Annotated in this window: 19 protein-coding genes and 1 pseudogene; 15 read left to right on the plus strand and 5 right to left on the minus strand. The window is 69.1% G+C overall.

The annotated features are described in order from the left end of the window. On the minus strand, window positions 1-980 hold a 980-nt coding region (locus tag ACGFNV_RS35195; protein WP_393628201.1), incomplete at its 3' end, for an aldehyde dehydrogenase family protein. A gap of 170 nt (window positions 981-1150) precedes the next feature. Here ACGFNV_RS35195 and ACGFNV_RS35200 point away from each other — a divergent pair. After that, window positions 1151-1504, plus strand: a complete 354-nt coding sequence (locus ACGFNV_RS35200) for an ArsR/SmtB family transcription factor (RefSeq protein ID WP_389148599.1) — start codon at window positions 1151-1153, stop codon at window positions 1502-1504. Between the two features lie 223 nt (window positions 1505-1727). Here the strand turns inward: ACGFNV_RS35200 and ACGFNV_RS35205 are convergent, their stop codons facing one another. Both ACGFNV_RS35205 and ACGFNV_RS35210 read right to left on the minus strand, forming a co-directional pair. After that, entirely contained in the window at window positions 1728-1895 is a 168-nt protein-coding gene (locus tag ACGFNV_RS35205) for a hypothetical protein (protein WP_393628203.1), read from the minus strand. Window positions 1896-2059: 164 nt separating this feature from the next. Further along, complete coding sequence (locus tag ACGFNV_RS35210; protein ID WP_393628205.1) at window positions 2060-3100, minus strand: NAD(P)-dependent alcohol dehydrogenase; 1041 nt, start codon at window positions 3098-3100, stop codon at window positions 2060-2062. 289 nt (window positions 3101-3389) lie between these two features. Between ACGFNV_RS35210 and ACGFNV_RS35215 the strand changes: the two genes are divergently transcribed. The 7 genes from ACGFNV_RS35215 (at window position 3390) to ACGFNV_RS35245 (ending at window position 10592) form a co-directional block, all read left to right on the plus strand. Continuing rightward, a complete protein-coding gene (locus tag ACGFNV_RS35215) occupies window positions 3390-5138 on the plus strand; it encodes a CocE/NonD family hydrolase (RefSeq protein ID WP_393628206.1) in 1749 nt (582 codons plus the stop codon). Continuing rightward, window positions 5135-6778 (plus strand): AMP-binding protein, encoded by a 1644-nt coding sequence (locus ACGFNV_RS35220; protein ID WP_393628208.1) that lies wholly within the window; start codon window positions 5135-5137, stop codon window positions 6776-6778. Before ACGFNV_RS35215 ends, ACGFNV_RS35220 begins: the two co-directional genes overlap by 4 nt. Window positions 6779-6783: 5 nt before the next feature. Continuing rightward, window positions 6784-7563 carry an enoyl-CoA hydratase/isomerase family protein gene (locus tag ACGFNV_RS35225; RefSeq protein ID WP_393628561.1) on the plus strand — a complete coding sequence of 260 codons (780 nt, stop codon included), beginning with the start codon at window positions 6784-6786 and terminating at the stop codon, window positions 7561-7563. After that, on the plus strand, window positions 7560-8318 hold the full coding sequence (locus ACGFNV_RS35230; protein WP_393628210.1) for an SDR family oxidoreductase: 759 nt from the start codon (window positions 7560-7562) through the stop codon (window positions 8316-8318). Before ACGFNV_RS35225 ends, ACGFNV_RS35230 begins: the two co-directional genes overlap by 4 nt. Before the next feature lie 126 nt (window positions 8319-8444). Beyond that, window positions 8445-9413, plus strand: coding sequence for an NADPH:quinone oxidoreductase family protein (locus ACGFNV_RS35235; protein ID WP_393628212.1), 969 nt, complete (start codon window positions 8445-8447; stop codon window positions 9411-9413). Window positions 9414-9619: 206 nt separating this feature from the next. Beyond that, the gene (locus ACGFNV_RS35240) at window positions 9620-10309 is read left to right on the plus strand and encodes a TetR/AcrR family transcriptional regulator (RefSeq protein ID WP_393628214.1); all 690 of its coding nucleotides are present in this window, start codon (window positions 9620-9622) and stop codon (window positions 10307-10309) included. Window positions 10310-10403: 94 nt separating this feature from the next. Beyond that, window positions 10404-10592, plus strand: coding sequence for a hypothetical protein (locus ACGFNV_RS35245; RefSeq protein ID WP_393628215.1), 189 nt, complete (start codon window positions 10404-10406; stop codon window positions 10590-10592). Between the two features lie 209 nt (window positions 10593-10801). On the opposite strand, the gene ACGFNV_RS35250 is transcribed toward ACGFNV_RS35245, so the two are convergent. Further along, a complete protein-coding gene (locus ACGFNV_RS35250; RefSeq protein ID WP_393628217.1) occupies window positions 10802-11425 on the minus strand; it encodes a TetR family transcriptional regulator in 624 nt (207 codons plus the stop codon). A gap of 220 nt (window positions 11426-11645) precedes the next feature. On the opposite strand from ACGFNV_RS35250, the gene ACGFNV_RS35255 reads away from it, so the two are divergent. From ACGFNV_RS35255 to ACGFNV_RS35275, 5 genes are all read left to right on the plus strand, one after another. Continuing rightward, window positions 11646-12734, plus strand: a complete 1089-nt coding sequence (locus ACGFNV_RS35255) for an alkene reductase (RefSeq protein ID WP_393628219.1) — start codon at window positions 11646-11648, stop codon at window positions 12732-12734. Between the two features lie 143 nt (window positions 12735-12877). Then, a complete protein-coding gene (locus ACGFNV_RS35260; protein ID WP_393628220.1) occupies window positions 12878-13363 on the plus strand; it encodes a (2Fe-2S)-binding protein in 486 nt (161 codons plus the stop codon). Further along, window positions 13360-14352, plus strand: coding sequence for an FAD binding domain-containing protein (locus ACGFNV_RS35265; RefSeq protein ID WP_393628222.1), 993 nt, complete (start codon window positions 13360-13362; stop codon window positions 14350-14352). Before ACGFNV_RS35260 ends, ACGFNV_RS35265 begins: the two co-directional genes overlap by 4 nt. A 169-nt stretch (window positions 14353-14521) precedes the next feature. Further along, entirely contained in the window at window positions 14522-16705 is a 2184-nt protein-coding gene (locus ACGFNV_RS35270) for a xanthine dehydrogenase family protein molybdopterin-binding subunit (RefSeq protein ID WP_393628224.1), read from the plus strand. A gap of 120 nt (window positions 16706-16825) precedes the next feature. Next, the gene (locus ACGFNV_RS35275) at window positions 16826-18016 is read left to right on the plus strand and encodes an XdhC family protein (RefSeq protein ID WP_393628226.1); all 1191 of its coding nucleotides are present in this window, start codon (window positions 16826-16828) and stop codon (window positions 18014-18016) included. Between the two features lie 369 nt (window positions 18017-18385). On the opposite strand, the gene ACGFNV_RS35280 is transcribed toward ACGFNV_RS35275, so the two are convergent. Further along, window positions 18386-18571, minus strand: coding sequence for a hypothetical protein (locus ACGFNV_RS35280; RefSeq protein ID WP_393628228.1), 186 nt, complete (start codon window positions 18569-18571; stop codon window positions 18386-18388). A gap of 123 nt (window positions 18572-18694) precedes the next feature. Here ACGFNV_RS35280 and ACGFNV_RS35285 point away from each other — a divergent pair, with 123 nt between their 5' ends. Together ACGFNV_RS35285 and ACGFNV_RS35290 are read left to right on the plus strand one after the other, a co-directional pair. Beyond that, entirely contained in the window at window positions 18695-18892 is a 198-nt protein-coding gene (locus ACGFNV_RS35285) for a hypothetical protein (RefSeq protein ID WP_393628230.1), read from the plus strand. 393 nt (window positions 18893-19285) lie between these two features. Next, window positions 19286-19505: pseudogene (locus ACGFNV_RS35290) on the plus strand (hypothetical protein); the annotation flags it as partial. Window positions 19506-19700: the final 195 nt, after the last annotated feature.

Genomic DNA, 19700 nt, shown 5'->3' on the forward strand with positions numbered 1-19700 from the left:
TCGTCGCGGTCGTGCTGGCCTCCCACCGCCGCCCGGCCGGAATCCAGCAGACGCGTGAGTCGGTCGAAGTGCCGCTCGTTGATGATCCGGCCGAAGCCGGCCGAGGTCTGCGGGCTGGTGCCGAACTGAGCTTCGATGGCCGCACGCAGGGCGGGAACCAGCGCGGCGGCGGTGACAGGATCGGCCAGCACATAGTCGGGGGCTATGCACTGCTGCCCCGCGTTGCCGAACTTGGCGCCGACCAGCCTCTTCGCGGTCTCCTCCACGTCGGCGTCGGGCGCCACGAAGACCGGTGACTTGCCTCCGAGTTCGAGCGTGACGGGGGTGAGGTGCTGGGCGGCTGCGGCCATGACGATCCGGCCGACCGTGCCATTGCCGGTGTAGAAGATGTGGTCGAAACGCTGCGCCAGGAGGGCCGTCGTCTCCTCGGCGCCCCCCTCGACCACGGTGAGCACGTCGGCATCGAAGTACTCACGCAGGAGGCGTGAAGCGACCGCCGATGTGTGCACCGAGATCTCGCTCGGCTTGGCCACCACGGTGTTTCCGGCGGCCAGTGCGCCGATGATGGGGTCGATGAGAAGGTGCAGCGGGAAGTTCCACGGGGCGATCACCAGGACGACCCCGAGCGGGTCGTACGTGGTGTAGGCCGTGGTCGTGGGACCGAAGTGGGCGGGAACCTCCACCGGGCGAGGCTGAAGCCAGCTCTCCAGATTCGCCAGCGTCTCGTCGATGTCAGCGACGGTGAAGTCGATCTCCTGCGTCTTCGCCTCGGCGGCGTTCTTCCTCAGATCCGCCCAGAGCGCTTCGATCAGCTCCTGCTCGTTCTCGACCAGCAGCGCCCGCAGCCGCCGCAGTTGGTCGACGCGCCAGTCCAGTGGGCGGGTGACGCCGGTGTTGAACGTCGCACGAAGGCGGCCGACCACCTCCGCGGCCGTTTCGCTCCGGTGCGTCCTCGACTCGGTCCCCTGTGTTGCGGTCATGGGGTGTACTCCGTTCCTGATGCAGGCCGCGCCGTCAAAGGCGTTGGTGGCATGCCGTGGTACCGGTGATGGGCAACCCGGTGGATGACGGATGAAGGGTCGATCCGTGCCTTCACTGTAGCCCTATGTACGCGCTAACGCGAACATGGGGCGGGGGTTATTCTTTCCTCATGGCCAGTCGCACCTCGTCACCCCTCGTCCACCCCGACACGGACGACCTCGACCTCTTCAAGATCATGAGCGCGCTGACCGACGAAACCCGGCTCACCATCGTCGTCACCCTCTCCGTCTCCCCTGGCCTGGCCTGCAGCGGCTTCACGCAGGACGTCACCGCGTCCGTACTCACCCGCCACTTCCGCGTCCTGCGCGAGGCCGGCCTCATCCGGCAGCACGACGTCGGCACCCGCCGCATCAACACTCTGCGCAAGGAAGATCTGGACCAGCGGTTCCCCGGACTGCTCGACCTCGTCCTCAAGGAGAGCGTCGGCCGCGTGGAGCCCTACGTGAACGCCGAGTGCGCCTGACGCTCCGGGGCACCCCTCCGTGGCCGCGATGAACCGGACCCACCGCAGCCAGGCATCCAGCTTGCGGTCGGCTTCGATCACGTCGAACGACACCCCGGACACAACGCCGACCAGGCCACGGCCGAGTTGGGTGAGGGGGGCCTCCCGCCCGCCGAGTGACCGTAACCCGTGCACCAGCAAGGCGACAGGCCACCCACCCCGCCGTACCACCTACACAGACCGGTCACTGACCGCCTAAACGCACATGCGGATCGGACCGGATCGACTCCACCGGCACGAAGACCTGGATCTCGAGGGCCTTCGCCGTGTGCAGCGGCAGCTCCCGCAGCAGGTGGCGCGGCGCTTTCGAGGATGGCGAGCTGAGCGGGGCGGCGAAAATCGTCAGCCCCACTGCCTACCTACGGCAGCTTCGGGAGAACAGGGCCGTGTTCTCACGCGTCGTCGATCACCACCACCGCGGCGACAACCCGGTGTCCCAGACGCTCACCTGGACGGTGCCCACGGTCGAGGGCCCCGGCGGATGATCCGCCGGGGCCTTTGTGCGTGCGACGGGTCTCAGATGGTCGCGTTGTCGATCACGAAGCGGTAGCGCACGTCGCTCGCCAGCACCCGCTCGTACGCCTCGTTGATCTCGGAGGCGGCGATCCGCTCGATCTCCGCGCCGATGCCGTGCTCGGCGCAGAAGTCGAGCATCTCCTGGGTCTCGGGGATGCCGCCGATCATCGATCCGGCGAGGATCTTGTTGCCGCCGATGAGGGAGAACGGGTGGAAGGTGATGGGCTCTTCCGGGACGCCCACGTTCACCAGTGCGCCGCCCGTCTTCAGCAGGCTGAGGTAGGCGCTCAAGTCCAGTGGCGCCGACACTGTGGAGACGATGAGGTCGAAGGAGCCGGCGAGTTCTTCGAACGTCTTCGGGTCGCTGGTCGCGTAGTAGTGGTCGGCGCCCAGCTTCAGGCCGTCGTCCTTCTTGCGCAGCGACTGGGAGAGGACAGTGACCTCGGCGCCGAGCGCGTGCGCGATCTTGACGCCCACGTGGCCGAGACCGCCCAGACCGACCACGGCGACCTTCTTGCCGGGGCCAGCGCCCCACTGCTTGAGCGGCGCGTACGTGGTGATGCCCGCGCACAGCAGCGGCGCGGCGGCGTCCAGGGACAACCCGTCGGGGATACGGACGACGAAGTTCTCGTCGACGACGACGTGCGTGGCGTAGCCGCCGTAGGTGGGCTCGCCGTCACGGCCGATGGCGTTGTACGTCTGGACGGCCCCTCGTACACAGTGGTGTTCCTGGCCGGCCTTGCAGTTGTCGCACTCGCGGCAGGAGTCGACCATGCAGCCGACGCCCACGCGGTCGCCGACCTTGTACTTGGTGACGCCGGGGCCGACCTCGGAGACGACGCCCGCGATCTCATGGCCGGGGACCATCGGGAAGATCGCCTCACCCCAGCCCTCGCGGACCAGGTGGATGTCGGTGTGACAGATGCCGGCGAACTTGATGTCGATCAGCACGTCGAACTCGCGGACCGCACGACGTTCGATGGTGGTGCGCTCCAGTGGAGCCTTGGGGGCGGGGGCGGCGTAGGCAGCAACAGTGGTCATGCCGTGGTTCTCCTAGCGGGGGTTGCGTGCCCGGCTGTCTTCTTCCGGCCGGGTGCGGTTTCACAGTAACCCATGTTCGCGTCAGTGCGAACATGGGCCCATCACCCCTTCATCACCCCTTCCCTCGCAGACAGGGGGCGACGTCGGCAGCGACCGGCCCCGTCGCCGACACCGTTGCCTACGGCGAATCACCAGAGGTCGGCCTTCGCCTGGTAATTGACAGGGTACGAACGTACCTCATAACGTACCCGCATCCTGGGCAACCCAGCCAGCTCGACGAGGAGCACCGATGCAGCACCTGTACGAGATAGATGTCCGAGTTCCGATGCGTGACGGCGTAGCCCTCGCCGCCAACGTGTGGCATCCAGTCGATGGGAAGGCTCCGACGCTGCTCGTACGCATGCCCTACGGCAAAGACGTGTTCGGCATCACCCTGGGCGGGGTCATGCCCGACCTCATGGCTTTGCTGGAGGCCGGCTACGCGGTGGTGGTGCAGGACTGCCGGGGCACCCACCGCTCGGAAGGCGAGTTCGTTCCTCATATGGCCGACCGGGCAGACGGCGAGGACACCGTCGCCTGGATCGCCGATCAGCCGTGGTCGGACGGCACGGTGGGCATGTACGGGGCGTCCTACCTCGGAATGGTCCAGTGGGAGACCGCCGTGACCGACGCCCCCGGTCTCAAGGCGATCGCGCCGGCCTTCACCTCGATCGACAACTACGAGGCGCCCTGGTACGGCCCGGGCGGTGCGCTCTCACTGAGCCTGGTCACGCTGTGGAACGCCATGATGTACATGGCCGACGCCCAGCGGTCCCTGGCGGCCGGCGAGGGCTCCGTGCCCCAGCTGCAGCAGCTCGGTCAGGCTCTCCTGTTCCCGGAGCCGCTGAACGACGTGCTGCCGACGGCCGAGGTTCCGGTCCTGGCGGAGTACGGGAAGTGGTGGGACGACTGGATGGCCCACCCCTCCCACGACGCCTACTGGGACGCCATGGAGCTCACGCCCGAGCTCAAGAACGTCACCGCCCCGGCGCTCAACATCGGCGGCTGGTACGACCTCTACATCGGGCAGACCGTACGCACGTACACCACCGCCCGCCAGAAGGCAGGAAGTGCGCAAGCACGCGAGGGGCAACGGCTGATCATTGGTCCGTGGGACCACATATCCCAGACCGGCGTCTATCCCGACCGCTCCTTCGGTCCGCTGGCCAGTGCCCAGATGCTGGGCCTGACCGGCCTGCACGTGAAGTTCTTCGACCGCTGGCTCCGCGACGACATCGCCGCACTGGACGACGTGGCACCGGTGAAGATCTTCGTCATGGGCATCGACCAGTGGCGCGACGAGCAGGAGTGGCCGCTGCCCGACACGCAGTGGACCGACTACCACCTCACCAGCGCCGGCCATGCCAACACCGCGGACGGCGACGGTGTGTTGACGACCGAGCCACCGACCGGGTCCGGGCGCGACACCTACCTCTACGACCCGCGCCGCCCGGTTCCCACGGCCGGCGGGGCGTCCATGCCGGTGACACTGGAACTCTGCGGCCCGGTCGACCAGCGGACCGTCGCCGCCCGCGAGGACGTCCTGTGCTTCGCCGGGCCGGTGCTCGAGGAGCCCGTCGAGGTCACCGGCCCGGTCAGCCTGACCCTGTTCGTCTCCTCGTCGGCGGTGGACACCGACTTCACCGCCAAGCTCGTCGACGTCTTCCCCGACGGCAAAGCGATCAACCTGTGCGACGGCATCCTGCGCGTCCGCTACCGGGGCGGCCTGGCCACGGAGGAACTGATGGAGCCCGGCACGGTCTACGAGATCACCGTCGACATGACCGCCACCTCGAACGTGTTCCTCCCGGGCCACCGCATCCGCGTGGACGTCTCCAGCAGCAACTTCCCCCGCTACGACCGCAACACGAACACTGGCGGCGTCATCGCCCGCGAGAGCGAGGAGCAGATGATTCCGGCGATCAACCACATCCATCACGGGCCCAACCACCCCAGCCGTCTGATCCTGCCGGTCATCGACCGGAAGGACCAGCGATGAGCGCCGCCGACCGGGTCGCCGAACTGACCGCGACCTTCACGGCTCCGTCCCTGGACGTGGCGCGGCTGCTGTGCGACCGGCACCCCACCGACCGCGTCGCGTTCACCGTGCTCGACGGCGCCGGGACGGCTTCCACGCTGTCCTTCGGCGAGCTCGCCGCCAACTCGCACCGCTGTGCGCGGGCGCTCCAGGGACTCGGCGTCGGTCCGGGTGACCGGGTGGCGACCCTGATGGGCAAGGGCACCGACCTGGTCACCGTCATCCTGGCGATCTGGCGGCTGGGCGCGGTCTACGTCCCGCTGTTCACCGCGTTCGCACCTCAGGCCATCGCCCTGCGCCTGGAGGGCGCGGGTGCGCACGTCGTGGTCGTCGACCCGGACCAGCGCCACAAACTCGACCCGGGCCCTGACATGCCGGACGACCCCCAGCGCCGGATCGTCGTCACCGGACCCGGCACGTCGCGCGGTGACCTGTCGCTGGCCGACCTCGTCGCGGCCGCGTCGCCCGAGCCGGCGCCCGCCGTCACCACCAGCGGGGACGGGCCCCTGGTCCACATGTTCACCTCCGGCACCACCGGCAAGCCCAAGGGCGTCATCCACCCCGTCTCCTACATCGCGGGATGGCAGATCTACCTGGAGTACGCCCTGGGCGTCACCCTGGACAGCAGCTACTGGTGCGCGGCCGACCCCGGCTGGGCCTACGGGCTGTACTCCGCGATCGTCGCCCCGATGGCCGCCGGCATCCCCAGCCTGCTGCTGTCCGGCGGGTTCTCCGCCGAGAGCACCTGGTACACCCTCGTCGACCACCGGGTCACCGACTTCACCGCCGCCCCCACCGTGTACCGGGGACTGCGCTCCTCGTCGGTGCCGGTGCCACAGGGGCTGCGCCTGGAACGGGCGTCCAGCGCGGGCGAGCCCCTGACGCCTGAGGTCAACGAGTGGGCCGGAGCCGCGCTCGGCCTGGCCGTGCACGATCACTTCGGCCAGACCGAGGTCGGCATGCCCCTGGCCAACCACCACCATCCCGAACTCGCCCGCCCCCTCAAGACGGGATCGATGGGCCGGCCGGTGCCGGGCTGGAGCCTGACCGTCCTGGCCGACGAGAAGGACGAGCCGGCCGGAGAGGGCGTGCTCGGCCGGGTCGCGATCGATGTCGCGGCGAGCCCGTTGATGACCTTCCACGACTACCAGGTCCCCGGGCAGAGCGCTTCCAAGTTCACTCCCGACGGCCGCTGGTACCTCACGGGCGACGCCGGGCGCGTCGACGCCGACGGCGACTTCTTCTTCTCCTCCCGCGACGACGACGTCATCATCATGGCCGGTTACCGGATCGGGCCGTTCGAGATCGAGAGCGTGCTCGCCCAGCACCCCGCGGTCGCCGAGTGCAGCGTGATCGGCGCACCCGACGACGTCCGCGGCGAGGTCATCGAGGCGTACGTCGTCCTGCGCGACGGCGGCGACGGCTCGCCTGAACTGGCCACCGAGCTCCAGCAGTTGGTCAAAACCCGCTACGCCGCCCACGCCTACCCGCGCACGATCCACTTCATCGACAGCCTGCCCAAGACACCCAGCGGCAAGACGCAGCGCTACCTGCTGCGCAAACGCCGACGCACCGAACTCACCACCCCGGAGTCACCTTGACCGGCATGGAACCGCTGCTCGTCGAGCAACGCGGCCCCGTCCGATGGCTGCTGCTCAACCGACCCGAGCGACGCAACGCCCTCGACGCCACCCTCGTAGAAGCCCTGGACAAGCAGATCACCAGCGCCGAGGCCGACCCCGGCACCGCGGTCATCGCGGTGGCAGGCAAGGGACCGAGTTTCTGCGCCGGCGGGGACTTCCACCAGTTCCTCCAACTGCACGACCGCGGCGACAACCCGGTCGGTTTCCTGACCGATGTATCGGCCTGCTTCAGCCGTATCGCGGCCAGCCCGAAGCCGTGGGTCGCCGTGCTGCACGGTCACGCCGTCGCCGGGGGTCTCGAACTCGCACTGGCCTGCGATGTCGTCGTCGCCGCCGACACCACGCTCATCGGCGACGGCCACCTCAACCGGCGCCTGGTACCGGCCGGCGGGTCGAGCGTCCGGCTGCCCGACGCGGTCGGACGGGGCCTTTCCCGCTGGCTCCTGCTCACCGGCGAACTGCTGCCCGCGACCGCCTTCGCGAACACCGGTTGGATCCGCGCGATCGTGCCCGAGGCCGACCTCGACGCCACCGCCACGCGTATCTGCCACCAGTTGGCCGACCGCCACAGCCCTGCCCAGGAACAGCTCAAAACGCTGCTGGACCGGATCGACGGCATGGCCCCCGAGCAGGCCCTGCGCGAGGAACTGGCCACCTTCGCCGACAACTGGACGGCGAGCTCGGTGGCCGACGCCCTGCGGGACTTCCTCGCTCCCCACACCACGAAAGCGGACATCAAGTGAATCGCTACCAGGGACGCGTCGTCGCCATCACCGGAGCCGCACAGGGTCTCGGACTCGCTATGGCGACCCGGTTCGCCGCGGAGGGCGCCACGGTCGCGTTGGCCGACGTCAACGAACAGGCCCTCACCGACGCCGCCGGGACCATCACCGACACCCACGACGCGAAACACCGCACCGACGTGGTGGACGTGACCGACTCGGCCCAGGTCAACGCCTGGATCGACAGCGTCGTCGCCGATCTCGGCCGCCTCGACGTGCTGGTCAACAACGCCGGCATCATCCGCGACAACCGCGTCGAGGACATCACCGACGACGACTGGCACGCGGTCATCGACGTCAGCCTCACCGGCGGCTTCCACTGCGCCCGCGCCGCGTTCGGCCCCATGAAACGCCAGGGTTACGGCCGTATCGTCAGCTTCTCCTCCATGTCCTGGCGCGGGAACTTCGGCCAGACCAACTACGTGGCCGCCAAGGCCGGCATCGTCGGCATGACCCGCACCCTCGCGCTCGAGGGCGCCCGCCACGGCATCACCGCCAACGCCATCGCCCCCGGCCTCATCGAGACCCCCATGCTCGCCTCCATGAACGGCCCCGCCCGCGACAAACTCACCAACAAGATCCCCATGCGTCACACCGGCAGGCCCGAGGACATCGCCGAAGCCGCGGCTTTCCTCGCCAGCGAGGCCGCCGGCTACATCACCGGCGTCGTCCTGGACGTGGACGGCGGCATCTCCATCGGATCCTCGATCCGGTGACCGCGAGCCCCGCAAACGAGTGACCCGTAAGAGGAAAACGTTGAGGACAGTCACACAGCCGACCCGGTTTGCAGATGTGCAGGCACCTAGTGGTCACGAAACGGTTCTTGGGACCGGGAGGTACTGATGCGGGGAGCACTCGTCACCGCGTTCGAGGGTCCTGATGCCCTGGTCGTACAAGAGCTTCCGGAGCCGGAGACCCAGGAGGGCCAGGTTCTCATCGACGTCGAATGGGCGGGCGTGGTCTTCCCGGACGTACTGCAGACTCGCGGGGAGTACCAGACACGTCCCGAACTGCCGTTCGTCCCCGGCTGGGAGGTGTCCGGAACGGTCCGCACGGATGGTGCCGGATTTCGCGCCGGTGACCGCGTGGCAGCCCTGCCGGTCACTGGTGGCTTCGCCCAGGCCGTCGCTGTCGACGCAACGATGGTCTTTCCTCTCCCGGACAACGTCGACACCCGCCGTGGTGCGGCCCTGCCCCTGAACTACCTGACCGCGCATTTCGCGCTCGTCCACCGGGGTGCTCTCCGCCCCGGCGAGGTCGTCCTCGTCCACGGAGCCGCGGGCGGAGTCGGGAGCGCGGCCTGCCAACTGGCCGCAGCACACGGCGCCCGCGTCATCGCGGTCGTATCCACTGAGGAGAAGGCCGAACTGGCCAGGTCCGCAGGAGCACATGAGGTCGTACGTGTCGGCGGATTTCTCGACGAAGTCAGGACCCTCACCGACGGCCAGGGCGTCGACCTCGTGGTCGACCCGGTCGGCGGGGATCGCTTCCCGGACTCGCTTCGCGCGCTGCGGCACGGCGGGGGGCGCCTCCTCGTCCTGGGATTCGCGGGCAGGGGCATCCCCACGGTCAAAGTGAATCGTCTGCTGCTGACCAACACCTCCGTGCTCGGAGTGGGGATGGACGAGTACTGGCGACAGGATCCGGACGCCGCCCGTGCCTATTGGCGCGAACTCTGGCCCTTGCTGAAGTCCGGCCGGCTGGACCCGCCCCTCACGTCGGTCTTCCCCCTGGAACAGGCGTCGGCTGCGCTGAAGCACCTGGACCAGCGAAGGGGACTCGGCCGCACACTGCTGCAGATCGGTTCCTGACGACGAGCAAGAAACGCGGCCGCCTCGCGATTACGGTGCCCCGATGCTGCTGCGGACGTCGCTACGGGCCTTAACGTCGCTCACGGGGGGCATTTCCCCGTGGGTACGTTAGGGGGTACGCTGGTACCCCTTTGCAAGGGATCGGCCTTTCGGCCCGGACGACCACTCGCAGCTTCAGGCGGAGATCATCATGGGAGACTGCTGCGGTGACAGCCCCAACTGACTCGCGTGACCGACGCCCGCGCCGAACGGCACGCAGGCGGGTCGTCGACACACGTCGACGCGACGAACTACTGCGGCAGGCCGAGGCGATCATCCTGGCCGAAGGCTTCACCGCGGTGACCATGGACGAGCTCGCCCAGCGACTGGGGTGCTCCAAGGCGACGCTGTACAGCCTGGCCTCTACGAAGGAACAGCTGGTGCTGGCGGTCACCCGCGCCTTCTTCCGTGAAGCCACAGCCGAGATCGAGCAGGCGGTCCAGGCCGAGCCCGACCCCAGGCAGCGAATCCGGGTCTACCTCGCCGGCGTCGGCACGGCCATGCGCCGGCATTCCCACGCCTTCTACGACGACATGGTCGGCTACGAGCCGACGGCACAGATCTACCGCAAGAACTCCGCCGCCGCGGCGCACCGGGTCCACGAACTGATCGAGGAGGGCGTACGGACCGGCGTCTTCCGCGCGCTCAACGGGCACTTCGCCGCCCAGGTCGTGGCGGTGACCATCGACGCGGTCCAGTCGGGGGCCCTCTTGGAGAGCACCGGGCTGACCGCCGGCGACGCCTTCTCCGAACTCGGGGACCTCCTGCTGGACGGGCTCAGTTCGGGTCAGACCGCATCCGAGCCTCCTTCCACAGCGGTCGGCCCGCCCACGGTTCAGGTCTCAGCTCCCAAGTAAAACCCGACTCTTTCGCCGCCCCCGTTCGCGTGACCAGAGGCACTGCTGTCTGTGTGCAGGCTGTGAATTACGTTGGCGATGCCGCACCGGTCGCGTGCACGTCTGCGACACCCTCGTGCGGCTGACGGCCGTGGTGACCGCGCCGTGCCTGTGCCGCACAGCGCGCGGCGCGTCGCCGACCGGCGGGCTGCCAAGGGCGATCTGCCGGCAGATCTTCAAGATCTTCGAGCGCTTCGACCGGAACCGACTCGGCAACGTCGAAGAACTTGCTCAAGCGGCTTGACCGACATAGCAGCCCCCGGGGGATGAAGTGCGGCTGGCATGAGAGCCGCGGCGCCTGTCGTGCACTAGATGATCCGGTTCTTGTCCGGGTGCAGTTCCCGGCGGTCCTGCCCCACGGACCCACCCCCAGGCGACGTGCCACTCGGCACGGAACAGCCGCGGCTCGCTGCCCCGGTCGTCGAGCGCCGGTCGCCCGCCTTGGGCGGGCGGTTACTCGGTCAGCGCGCCCATGGCCCGATCGAGCAGGACAGCGAGGGAAACCGTGCCATCGCAGGCCACCCACCCGCTCGCGGCCGCGTCCAGGCAGGCTAGGGCGGCTGCGACCAGCGCGGTCGGCCTGGGATCCTCTGGTCGGCCAGGACCGGCTTCCAGTCGCCTGGCGATCTCCGGCACCATGTGTTCCTGCCACTGCAACTTCTTCTCGAAGTGCCGGGCGCGCAGTGACGGCGTCTCCTGCAGCAGGCGCAGAAAGCTCAGCGTCTGCTCGGGTTCTGCCTCGTTCACCCGTACCAGGACGTCGAAGGACCGGCGCAGCGCCACCCAGGGCCGCTCCTCGTCGGGGCGTGCGGCGAGGGCTTCCGCAACGTGCTGGCCATCGCCCTCCAGACCGCCCAGCACGATGTCTTCCTTGGTCCCGAAGTACCGGAACAGGCTGGCGCGCGACAGACCCGCTTCGGCGGCGATCTGGTCGGCGGTCGTCCGGTCGAAGCCCTGATCGGTGAAGAGCCGGAGCGCCACTTCGGTGACTTCCGCCCGGACTGTCGCCCGCATGCGTTCACGCAGACCGGGCGGCTTCGGCGGGGTGTGGTTGGCGGTGCTGGCGGAGTCGGTCATACGAGGAATCTTACCGCCACGACTCAACTTGAGACTCCGTCTCGATCGGGAGTCGCATCTCACTTGACCATAACCGGACGGAAAATCATCTTGAGACTTAGTCTCATGCGGGTATAGAGTCTCCAAACGGATGTTCATTGCGAACGGAGTGCTGCGAACCGGCACACACCAGGCTGCCGCCTGCCTCTCTCACCCGACCCATTCTTTGAAGGAAGCTGCTATGACTACCGCGTTCGACCCGATCGATCTGAGCGGCAAGGCGCTGGCCAACCGCGTCGCGATGGCGCCGATGACCCGCAGCCGCGCCGACGCTCCCGCAGCCACGGCGACGGAGCTGATGGCCACCTATTACGCCCAGCGCGCGAGCGCCGGCCTGATCATCACCGAGGGCATTCAGCCGTCGGTCGTCGGCCAGGGCTACACCAACACCCCCGGCCTGCACTCCGCGGCGCAGGTCGACGCCTGGCGGAAGGTGACCGACGCCGTCCACGCCCAGGGCGGCACGATCTTCGCGCAGCTGATGCACACCGGCCGGATCAGCCACCCCAGCCTGCTGCCCGACGGACTCATCCCCGTCGCCCCCTCCGCCGTCGCGGCGACGGGCCAGGTGTTCACCTACCAGGGCCCTCAGGACTACGTCACGCCGAAGGAACTGGACCCCGACGACATCACCCGGACGATCGCCGACTACGCCGACGCAGCGCGCAACGCGATCGCCGCCGGTTTCGACGGCGTGGAGATCCACGGGGCGAACGGCTACCTGATCCACCAGTTCCTCGCCCCCAACACCAACCGGCGCACCGACAGCTGGGGAGGCGGTGCCACGGGCCGGGCGCGCTTCGGTATCGAGGTCGCCACGGCCGTCGCGGAGGCGATCGGCGGCCAACGGACCGGCTTCCGCATCTCCCCCGGCAACCCCTACAACGACATCGCCGAGACCGACCCGGCGGACGTGCTGGAGACCTACACCACCCTGACCGCCGGTCTCGCCCGGCTGGACCTCGCCTACCTGCACCTGGTCGAGAGCCCGGACCGCGACCTGACCGCCCGGCTGCGCAAGGACTGGCCGACGGCGTTCATCCTCAACCCCTTCACCCACCCCGAAACCACCGGCCCTGGCGCTCTCGCCCTCATCGAGGACGGCACCGCGGACATCATCGCCTTCGGCGCGCTGTTCCTGGCCAACCCGGATCTGCCCGCCCGCCTCGCAGCCGGCGGCCCCTACAACACCCCCGATGCGGCCACTTTCTACGGCGGCGACCACCGCGGCTACACCGACTACCCGGCGCTGCCCGCCGACAGCGCGTGACCTGGAAAAAGATCACCATTCGCGAGCATGGCAAGACAGGACGCGGGTTCCAGGCTGCAAGCCAGAGTCCTTCTGATCCAGCCCTGTGCCTGATGGCGCTCTCCTAGAGAACGAGCCCTCGGGTGAACCGGAGGAATGACACGGTGGAGATCGAGCTGCGGATCAACGGATCCGCTCGAAGACTGGACGTCTCGCCGCAGGTGAGCCTGCTCGACGCGCTGCGCGAGTACCTGGGCCTGACCGGCACCAAGAAGGGCTGCGACCAGGGCGCGTGCGGTGCCTGCACGGTGCTGGTCGACGGCCGGCGGATCAACGCGTGCCTGGCGCTGGCGGTGCAGTACCAGGGCCGTGACATCACGACCATCGAAGGGGTCGACCATCCGCTGCAGGCGGCGTTCGTACGCGCGGACGGATTCCAGTGCGGCTACTGCACGCCGGGCCAGATCTGTTCGGCGATCGGCATGCTCGCCGAGCACAAGGAAGGCGCGCCCAGCGCGGCGACCGAGCATCTCGCCGACACCGGCGGGGAGCTGGACGAGACGGAGATCCGGGAGCGGATGAGCGGCAACCTGTGCCGCTGCGGCGCCTACAACGGTATCGTCTCGGCGATCAAGGAGGTCGCGAAGTGAAGTCGTTCTCCTACCTCAGCGCACCGGACACGGCCACAGCGCTGCGCACGATCGCCGGCAGCGACGACGTGAAGTTCCTCGCGGGCGGGACGAACCTCGTCGACCTCATGCGGGAGGGCATCGAACACCCGGCCACGGTCGTCGACATCACCCGCCTGCCGCTGACCGGGATCGAGGAACTCCCGGACGGCACCCTCCGTGTCGGGGCGCTGGTGAGCAACAGCCGGCTCGCCGCGGACCCCCTCATCAGGACCCGTTATCCGGTCCTGGCGCAGGCGATCCTGCTGGGAGCCTCGGCCCAGTTGCGGAACATGGCGACCGTGGGCGGCAACCTCCTGCAGCGCACCCGCTGCATGTACCTCTACGACGAGACCGCAAGCTGCAACAAGCGCGCACCCGGCAGCGGTTGTGACGCGATCGGCGGGTTCTCCCGCGGCAGCGCGGTGCTGGGGGCCAGCGAGCACTGCATCGCGACGCATCCCTCGGACATGGCGGTGGCGCTGGTGATGCTCGACGCGGTCGTCGAGGTGGAGAGCGTGCGCGGCATCCGGCGTATCCCGGTCGCCGACTTCCACAAGCTGCCCAGCGACACGCCCCACATCGAGACAGTGCTGGCCGCCGACGAGCTGATCACGGCCATCGAGCTGCCGCCGCTGCCGGTCGCGGCGCACTCCCGCTACCGCAAGGTCCGCGACCGCGCGTCCTACGCCTTCGCCCTCGTCTCCGTCGCCGCGGCGCTGGCTGTCGAGGACGGCTTGGTCACCGAGGTCCGCCTCGCGCTCGGTGGAGTCGGCACCAAACCCTGGCGCGCCGCCCAAGCCGAACGCGCGCTCCTCGGCCGGCCGGCGACCGAGGAAGCCTTCCGGCAGGCGGCGGAAGCCGAACTCGCCGCCGCAGTGGGCGGACCGCAGAACACGTTCAAGATCGAGCTCGCGCAGCGCACGATCGTGGCGACCCTGCGGCAGCTGACCGACGGGAGCGCCGCCTGATGCCGAGAGGAAGTGGGAAAACGCGGTTGCGGCTGCTTCCGCCCGCGGCGGCGCAGAGGGATCAGTCCCCTGAGCGATCTGGGGCAGTCATCGTGAAACCCATACCTGTCCGGTTCGCGCGACTTCCGCGCGTCGAGCGACTGGTCCGTACGGAAGAGGGCAGTGCGGTATGACCACGATCGGACAACCGCTCGACCGTGTCGACGGCGGCGTCAAGACGACGGGCGCCGCGAAGTTCGCCGCCGAGCACTTCTATCCCGGCCTCACGCACGCCGTACTCGTGCACGCCACCATCAGCCGCGGCCGGATCACCGCCCTGCACACCGCCGAGGCCAGTGCGGTGCCGGGAGTGGTCGCCGTCATCACTCACCTCAACGCGCCCGCTCTGCAACCGGCTCCCAAGCCCAGCATGTTCAACCTCACCACCACGTTCTCCGGCACCTCGGTGAACTACCTGCAGAGCGACGAGGTGCACTGGGAGGGACAGCCGATCGCGGTGGTTGTCGCGGAGACCTCAGCCGCCGCCCGCGAGGCAGCCGCACTGGTGCGCGCCGAGTACATGGTGACCAAGTCCGTGGTGGACTTCGAGGCTGCCGAGAAGGACGCCCGGCCTCAGCCGAACGACTCGTTCTTCCCCCGAGGCGCCGAGAAGGGCGATGCGGAGGCCGCACTCAAGGCCGCCGCGGTGGCGCTGGACCTGCGCTACACGACTCCGCCGCAGAATCACAACGCGCTCGAACTGCACGCCACCACCGCCGTCTGGGACGGCGACCGGCTCACCGTCCACGACGCGACGCAGACCATCGACTGGTTCCGCACCCACCTCGCGCTGCGGTTCTCGGTCCCCATGACCAACGTACGGGTGCTGGCGCCCTTCGTCGGCGGCGCCTTCGGCGGCAAGTCCGCGATCTGGCCCGGCACCATCATCGCCGCGCTGGCAGCGCGCGCGACCAGCCGGCCCGTGCGGCTGGTGCTCTCGCGGGAGGCGGTCTACCGCACGGTCGGTGGGCGCACCCCTTCCGTCCAGCGAGTCGCGCTGGGGGCGGACCGCGACGGCAAGCTGACCTCGCTGGTACACACCAGCATCATCCGAACGGGGCGGATCGGCGGTCCCTTCGAGCAGGTCACCTCCGCGTCCCAGCATCTCTATGCTGCCGACAACATCCTCGCGCGACATGACCTCATACGGCTCGACCTGTTGGCGAACGCCTTCATGCGGGCGCCGGGTGAGGCGATCGGGACCTTCGCGCTGGAGTCCGCGATCGACGAACTGGCCTATGAGCTGGGCATGGACCCGATCGAGTTGCGCCTGCGCAATGAGACCTCGGTCGACCCGGTGGACGGGAAGAAGAAGTTCTCGCACCGCAGGCTGCGAGAGCTGTACGCGCTGGGCGCGGAGCGGTTCGGCTGGCACGAGCGTAGCCCCGAGCCGCGTTCCAGGCGCGAGGGCCGGTGGCTGGTCGGGACGGGTGTGGCAACGGCGTTCCACCCTGCGTTGATGATGCCGGTCAACGTCACGGTCCGCCTGTCGGCCGACGGGAGCGTGCTGGTGCGCTGCGGCTTCAACGAGATGGGCATGGGCGGCGCAACGGCCCAGGCCCAGATCGCGGCCGATGCGCTGGGTGTGCCGTTCGACGCCGTCCGCGTGGAGTACGGCGATTCCGATCTGCCGATGGGGCCGGCCGCCGCCGGATCCGTCCAGACCGCGAGCGTCGCGGCCAGCGTGGTCCAGGCGTGCGAGGAGGTGAAGCAGACGCTCAAAACCCTGGCAGGCAAGACGGGCGGCGTGAGCAACGAGGAGATCCTCCGGCGCTCGAAGGTGCCGCACGTCGAGGCCGTCGTCGGGTCGGAGACGCGGCTCGGCCGGATCGGCGGGCGGGCGCGGTTCCTCCCGGGCTTCCTCCTGGGGGCCCAGCGATGGGTGAAAGCTGCGACGGGTGTGCAGTTCTGCGAGGTGAAGGTCGACGCCGAGACCGGCGAGACGCGGGTGTCGAGGTGGGTCGGGGTGTTCGACATCGGCAGGGTGATCAACGCGAAGACGGCGGCCAGCCAGCTGCGCGGCGGCATCGTGATGGGCTTGGGTCTGGCTATGGCCGAGGAGACTCTCGTCGACCCGCGCAACGGACGCATCATGAACCCGAGCCTGGCCGAGTACCACGTCCCCGTGCACGCGGATGTCCCGCCGATCGACGTGTCCTTCCTGGACGACCCGGATCCGAAGATGCCGCTCGGCATCGTCGGCGCGGGCGAGGTGGGCATCACGGGTGTCGGTGCGGCCGTGGCGAACGCCGTGTATCACGCGACCGGCAAGCGGGTGCGGGACCTGCCGATCACATTGGACAAACTGCTCTGAAGCGACGGCGGTCAAAAGCCCTTGTCGCGCCGGGCCCGTTCGGGCGCCTGCGGCGCGACGAGGGACTGAGCCGCCTCATGGCAGATCCGCGCCATCCGACCACCACAAGAAAGAAACACCATGCTGGACATCGCGGACGAGCTGAACCGGTGGCTCGAGGAAGGCCGGGACTTCGCCGTGGCCACCGTCGTGGCCGTCAGCGGCAGCGCACCGCGCGGGCCGGGCGCCGCGCTCGCCGTCGACGCCGACGGAACGGCCATCGGCTCGGTCTCCGGCGGCTGTGTCGAAGGCGCGGTCTACGACCTGTGCACCCAGGCGCTCGCGGACGGCGAGGCGGTGCGCGAGCGGTTCGGCTACAGCGACGAGGACGCCTTCGCCGTCGGCCTGACCTGCGGCGGTGTCCTGGATATCTTGGTCACCCCGGTGCCCGCCGACGCGCCCGGCAGGAAGACATTCCAGACGGCGCTGTCGGCCGCCGCCCGGGGCGAGGCGGTGGCGCTCGCCCGCGTGGTCCGCGGCCCGGCAGAGCTCCTCGGGCGGGCGCTGGTTGTCCGTCCCGACGGATCTTACGAAGGTGACCTCGGCGGACGTCCCAGCCTGGACCGCGCCGTCGTCGATGAAACCCGCTCCCTGCTGGATGCCGGCCGCACGGGCACCTTGGACATCGCGCGGGACGGATCCCACTGCGAGCCCGGCCTGAGCGTGTTCGTCGAGTCGAGCGTGCCGCCGCCGCGCATGCTCGTCTTCGGCGCCATCGACTTCGCCGCGGCGCTGGTACGCATGGGCAAGTTCCTCGGCTACCACGTCACCGTGTGCGACGCCCGACCCGTCTTCGCCACCCGGTCACGCTTTCCCGAGGCCGACGACATTGTGGTCGACTGGCCGCACCGCTACCTACGCCGTACGCGGACCGACGACCGCACAGTGGTCTGCGTCCTGACCCACGACGCCAAGTTCGACGTACCCCTCCTGAAGACGGCCCTGCGGCTGCCGGCCGCCTACATCGGCGCGATGGGCTCGCGCCGCACCCACGAGGACCGCGACCGCAGACTCCGCGAAATCGGCCTCACCGAAGCCGAACTGACCCGCCTGCACTCACCCATCGGCCTCGATCTCGGCGCCCGCACACCCGAGGAGACCGCTCTGTCCATCGCCGCTGAGATCATCGCCGCCCGCCACGGCGGAACAGGGCGGCCCCTGAGCGGCTCGCACATACCGATCCACCATGACCGAACCGACTTCCAAGTCACCGGGAACACCTCACCCGCCCTGACGGCAGGGGTCGCATCTGCCGGTGCGCTGTCCGGCTGAGGGCCCTGCCGGAACATCCGCCAGGGCTCTCGTTCGCACGGCCGATCTCAGTAGGTTGCGGTGTCGATCACGTACCGGCATCACTGGCGCCCTCGTCGCCTCGTCGAGCCCTACATCGAACGAAGAGGCCCCGGTGTCCACCCCGTCAGACGGCCTGAAGGGTGTGCTGATGCCCGTTCTCATCGTGCTGGTCATCGGCTCCATCTTTGTAAGCGTGCACCTCGCAGCTTTCCATGCACCCGAGCCGCACGACCTGCCGGTGGCCGTCGTCGGCACCACACAGCAGACCCGGCGGACAGCCGCCGCCCTGGAGCGCGGCCTACCGGGCGGCTTCGAAGTGAAGCGGTATGCCGACGAGAGCGCCGCCCGTCACGCCGCACCGCGCTCAACGACTTCGGTGACCAGGTCGGCGAGGCCGAGCAGGTAGACCGTCTCGGTGGTGGCGCGCAGCTCAGCAACGGGCCACCAGCGGTATTCACGGATGGTGGCCGGCTGCGATGCCCGGGCTGGGTCGACGTCGGCCGCTGAAACGCGGGGGAGGAAGTACTTCTCCACCTGGCGGACCTCACGGCCGCCGACCGGGGAGGTCCTTGCTGCGCTCCGCAAGCTGCGCCCCGATTTCGACCGCGCTCGTCGATCCCGAGTCCGGCACGTCGCCTACAGTCCCGCTGTTTACGAATGATCATTCTCAACGCATCCCACCCTTATGCGCCCCGCCTGGACTCGCTGGAGCGCGTTCACGATGGCGGCACGGAGGAGAACCGCACGGCCGCAGCTCTCAATGAGGCGGTGTCCGCCATCGTGCTGGCGCTCGAATCAGAAAACCGCGGCCCCAACAGAGGGCGGCCGAGCCACCACTGGTCCCATTCGCCTTGATAGGGACTGGGGGCATGGCCGCCGATCCGGCCATGCCCTCCCTGCCGCTGGAGCCGGGGGAGTGGGGCATTCTGCGCGTGCCGCTGCGCCGCGACCGCGCCGTCATCGCCAGCACCGTGCGCACCGCCTGGCTGCCTTCCGCGCACCGTACCAACTGCCCCCTGTTACGGCGCGGCCGCGCACCAGCCGACCAGCTACTCCTTTTCGCCCAGAAGCGGCAGCCCACGGTGGCCCGCCCGGCGGTCGACCTCGTGGTGCGCACGGAACGTCGTCTCGCCATCCCGCGCGACGTCAGTGCCGAATCCATCCGCACTGCGCTGGGCCTCGACATCACACTGCCACGCCAGGTACGGCTCGAGTTCCTCGAGCGCGCTGCCCCCAGCCGCCCTCATCCGGCCCCTCTTGGCCAGCGAGGAAGCCGACAACGAGAAGCAGCGCCGGATCCGAGTGCGGATCGAGCATGCCTGCGCCCGCATGAAAGTACTACAAGATCCTTCGTGACTGTCAGCAGCGCGGCGACGGACTCCACCAAGCCGTCGCACACATGCCCAACCTCCCTCGACGTCCCTGGCCGACCCGCTGCGCGGCGAGCCGGAATTGTCGGCGCACCTGACCCAGCGGTGGTCCGGGGCCGCCGCACCGGGACTCGCCACGTTCCTCGCCGACGCCGGAGTCAGGGGCAATGAGTACGCGGACGACCGTACGACCGCGGCCGTTTGGGGGGGCGTGAGGGCGTTCCCTGTGAATGTGCCGCGTCCCTGGCAACCTCAACACGGCGGGGACGGCGGGTTGTCGGCACCCTGGCGCG

The sequence above is a fragment of the Streptomyces sp. NPDC048751 genome (assembly GCF_043198595.1).
Classification (GTDB): domain Bacteria; phylum Actinomycetota; class Actinomycetes; order Streptomycetales; family Streptomycetaceae; genus Streptomyces.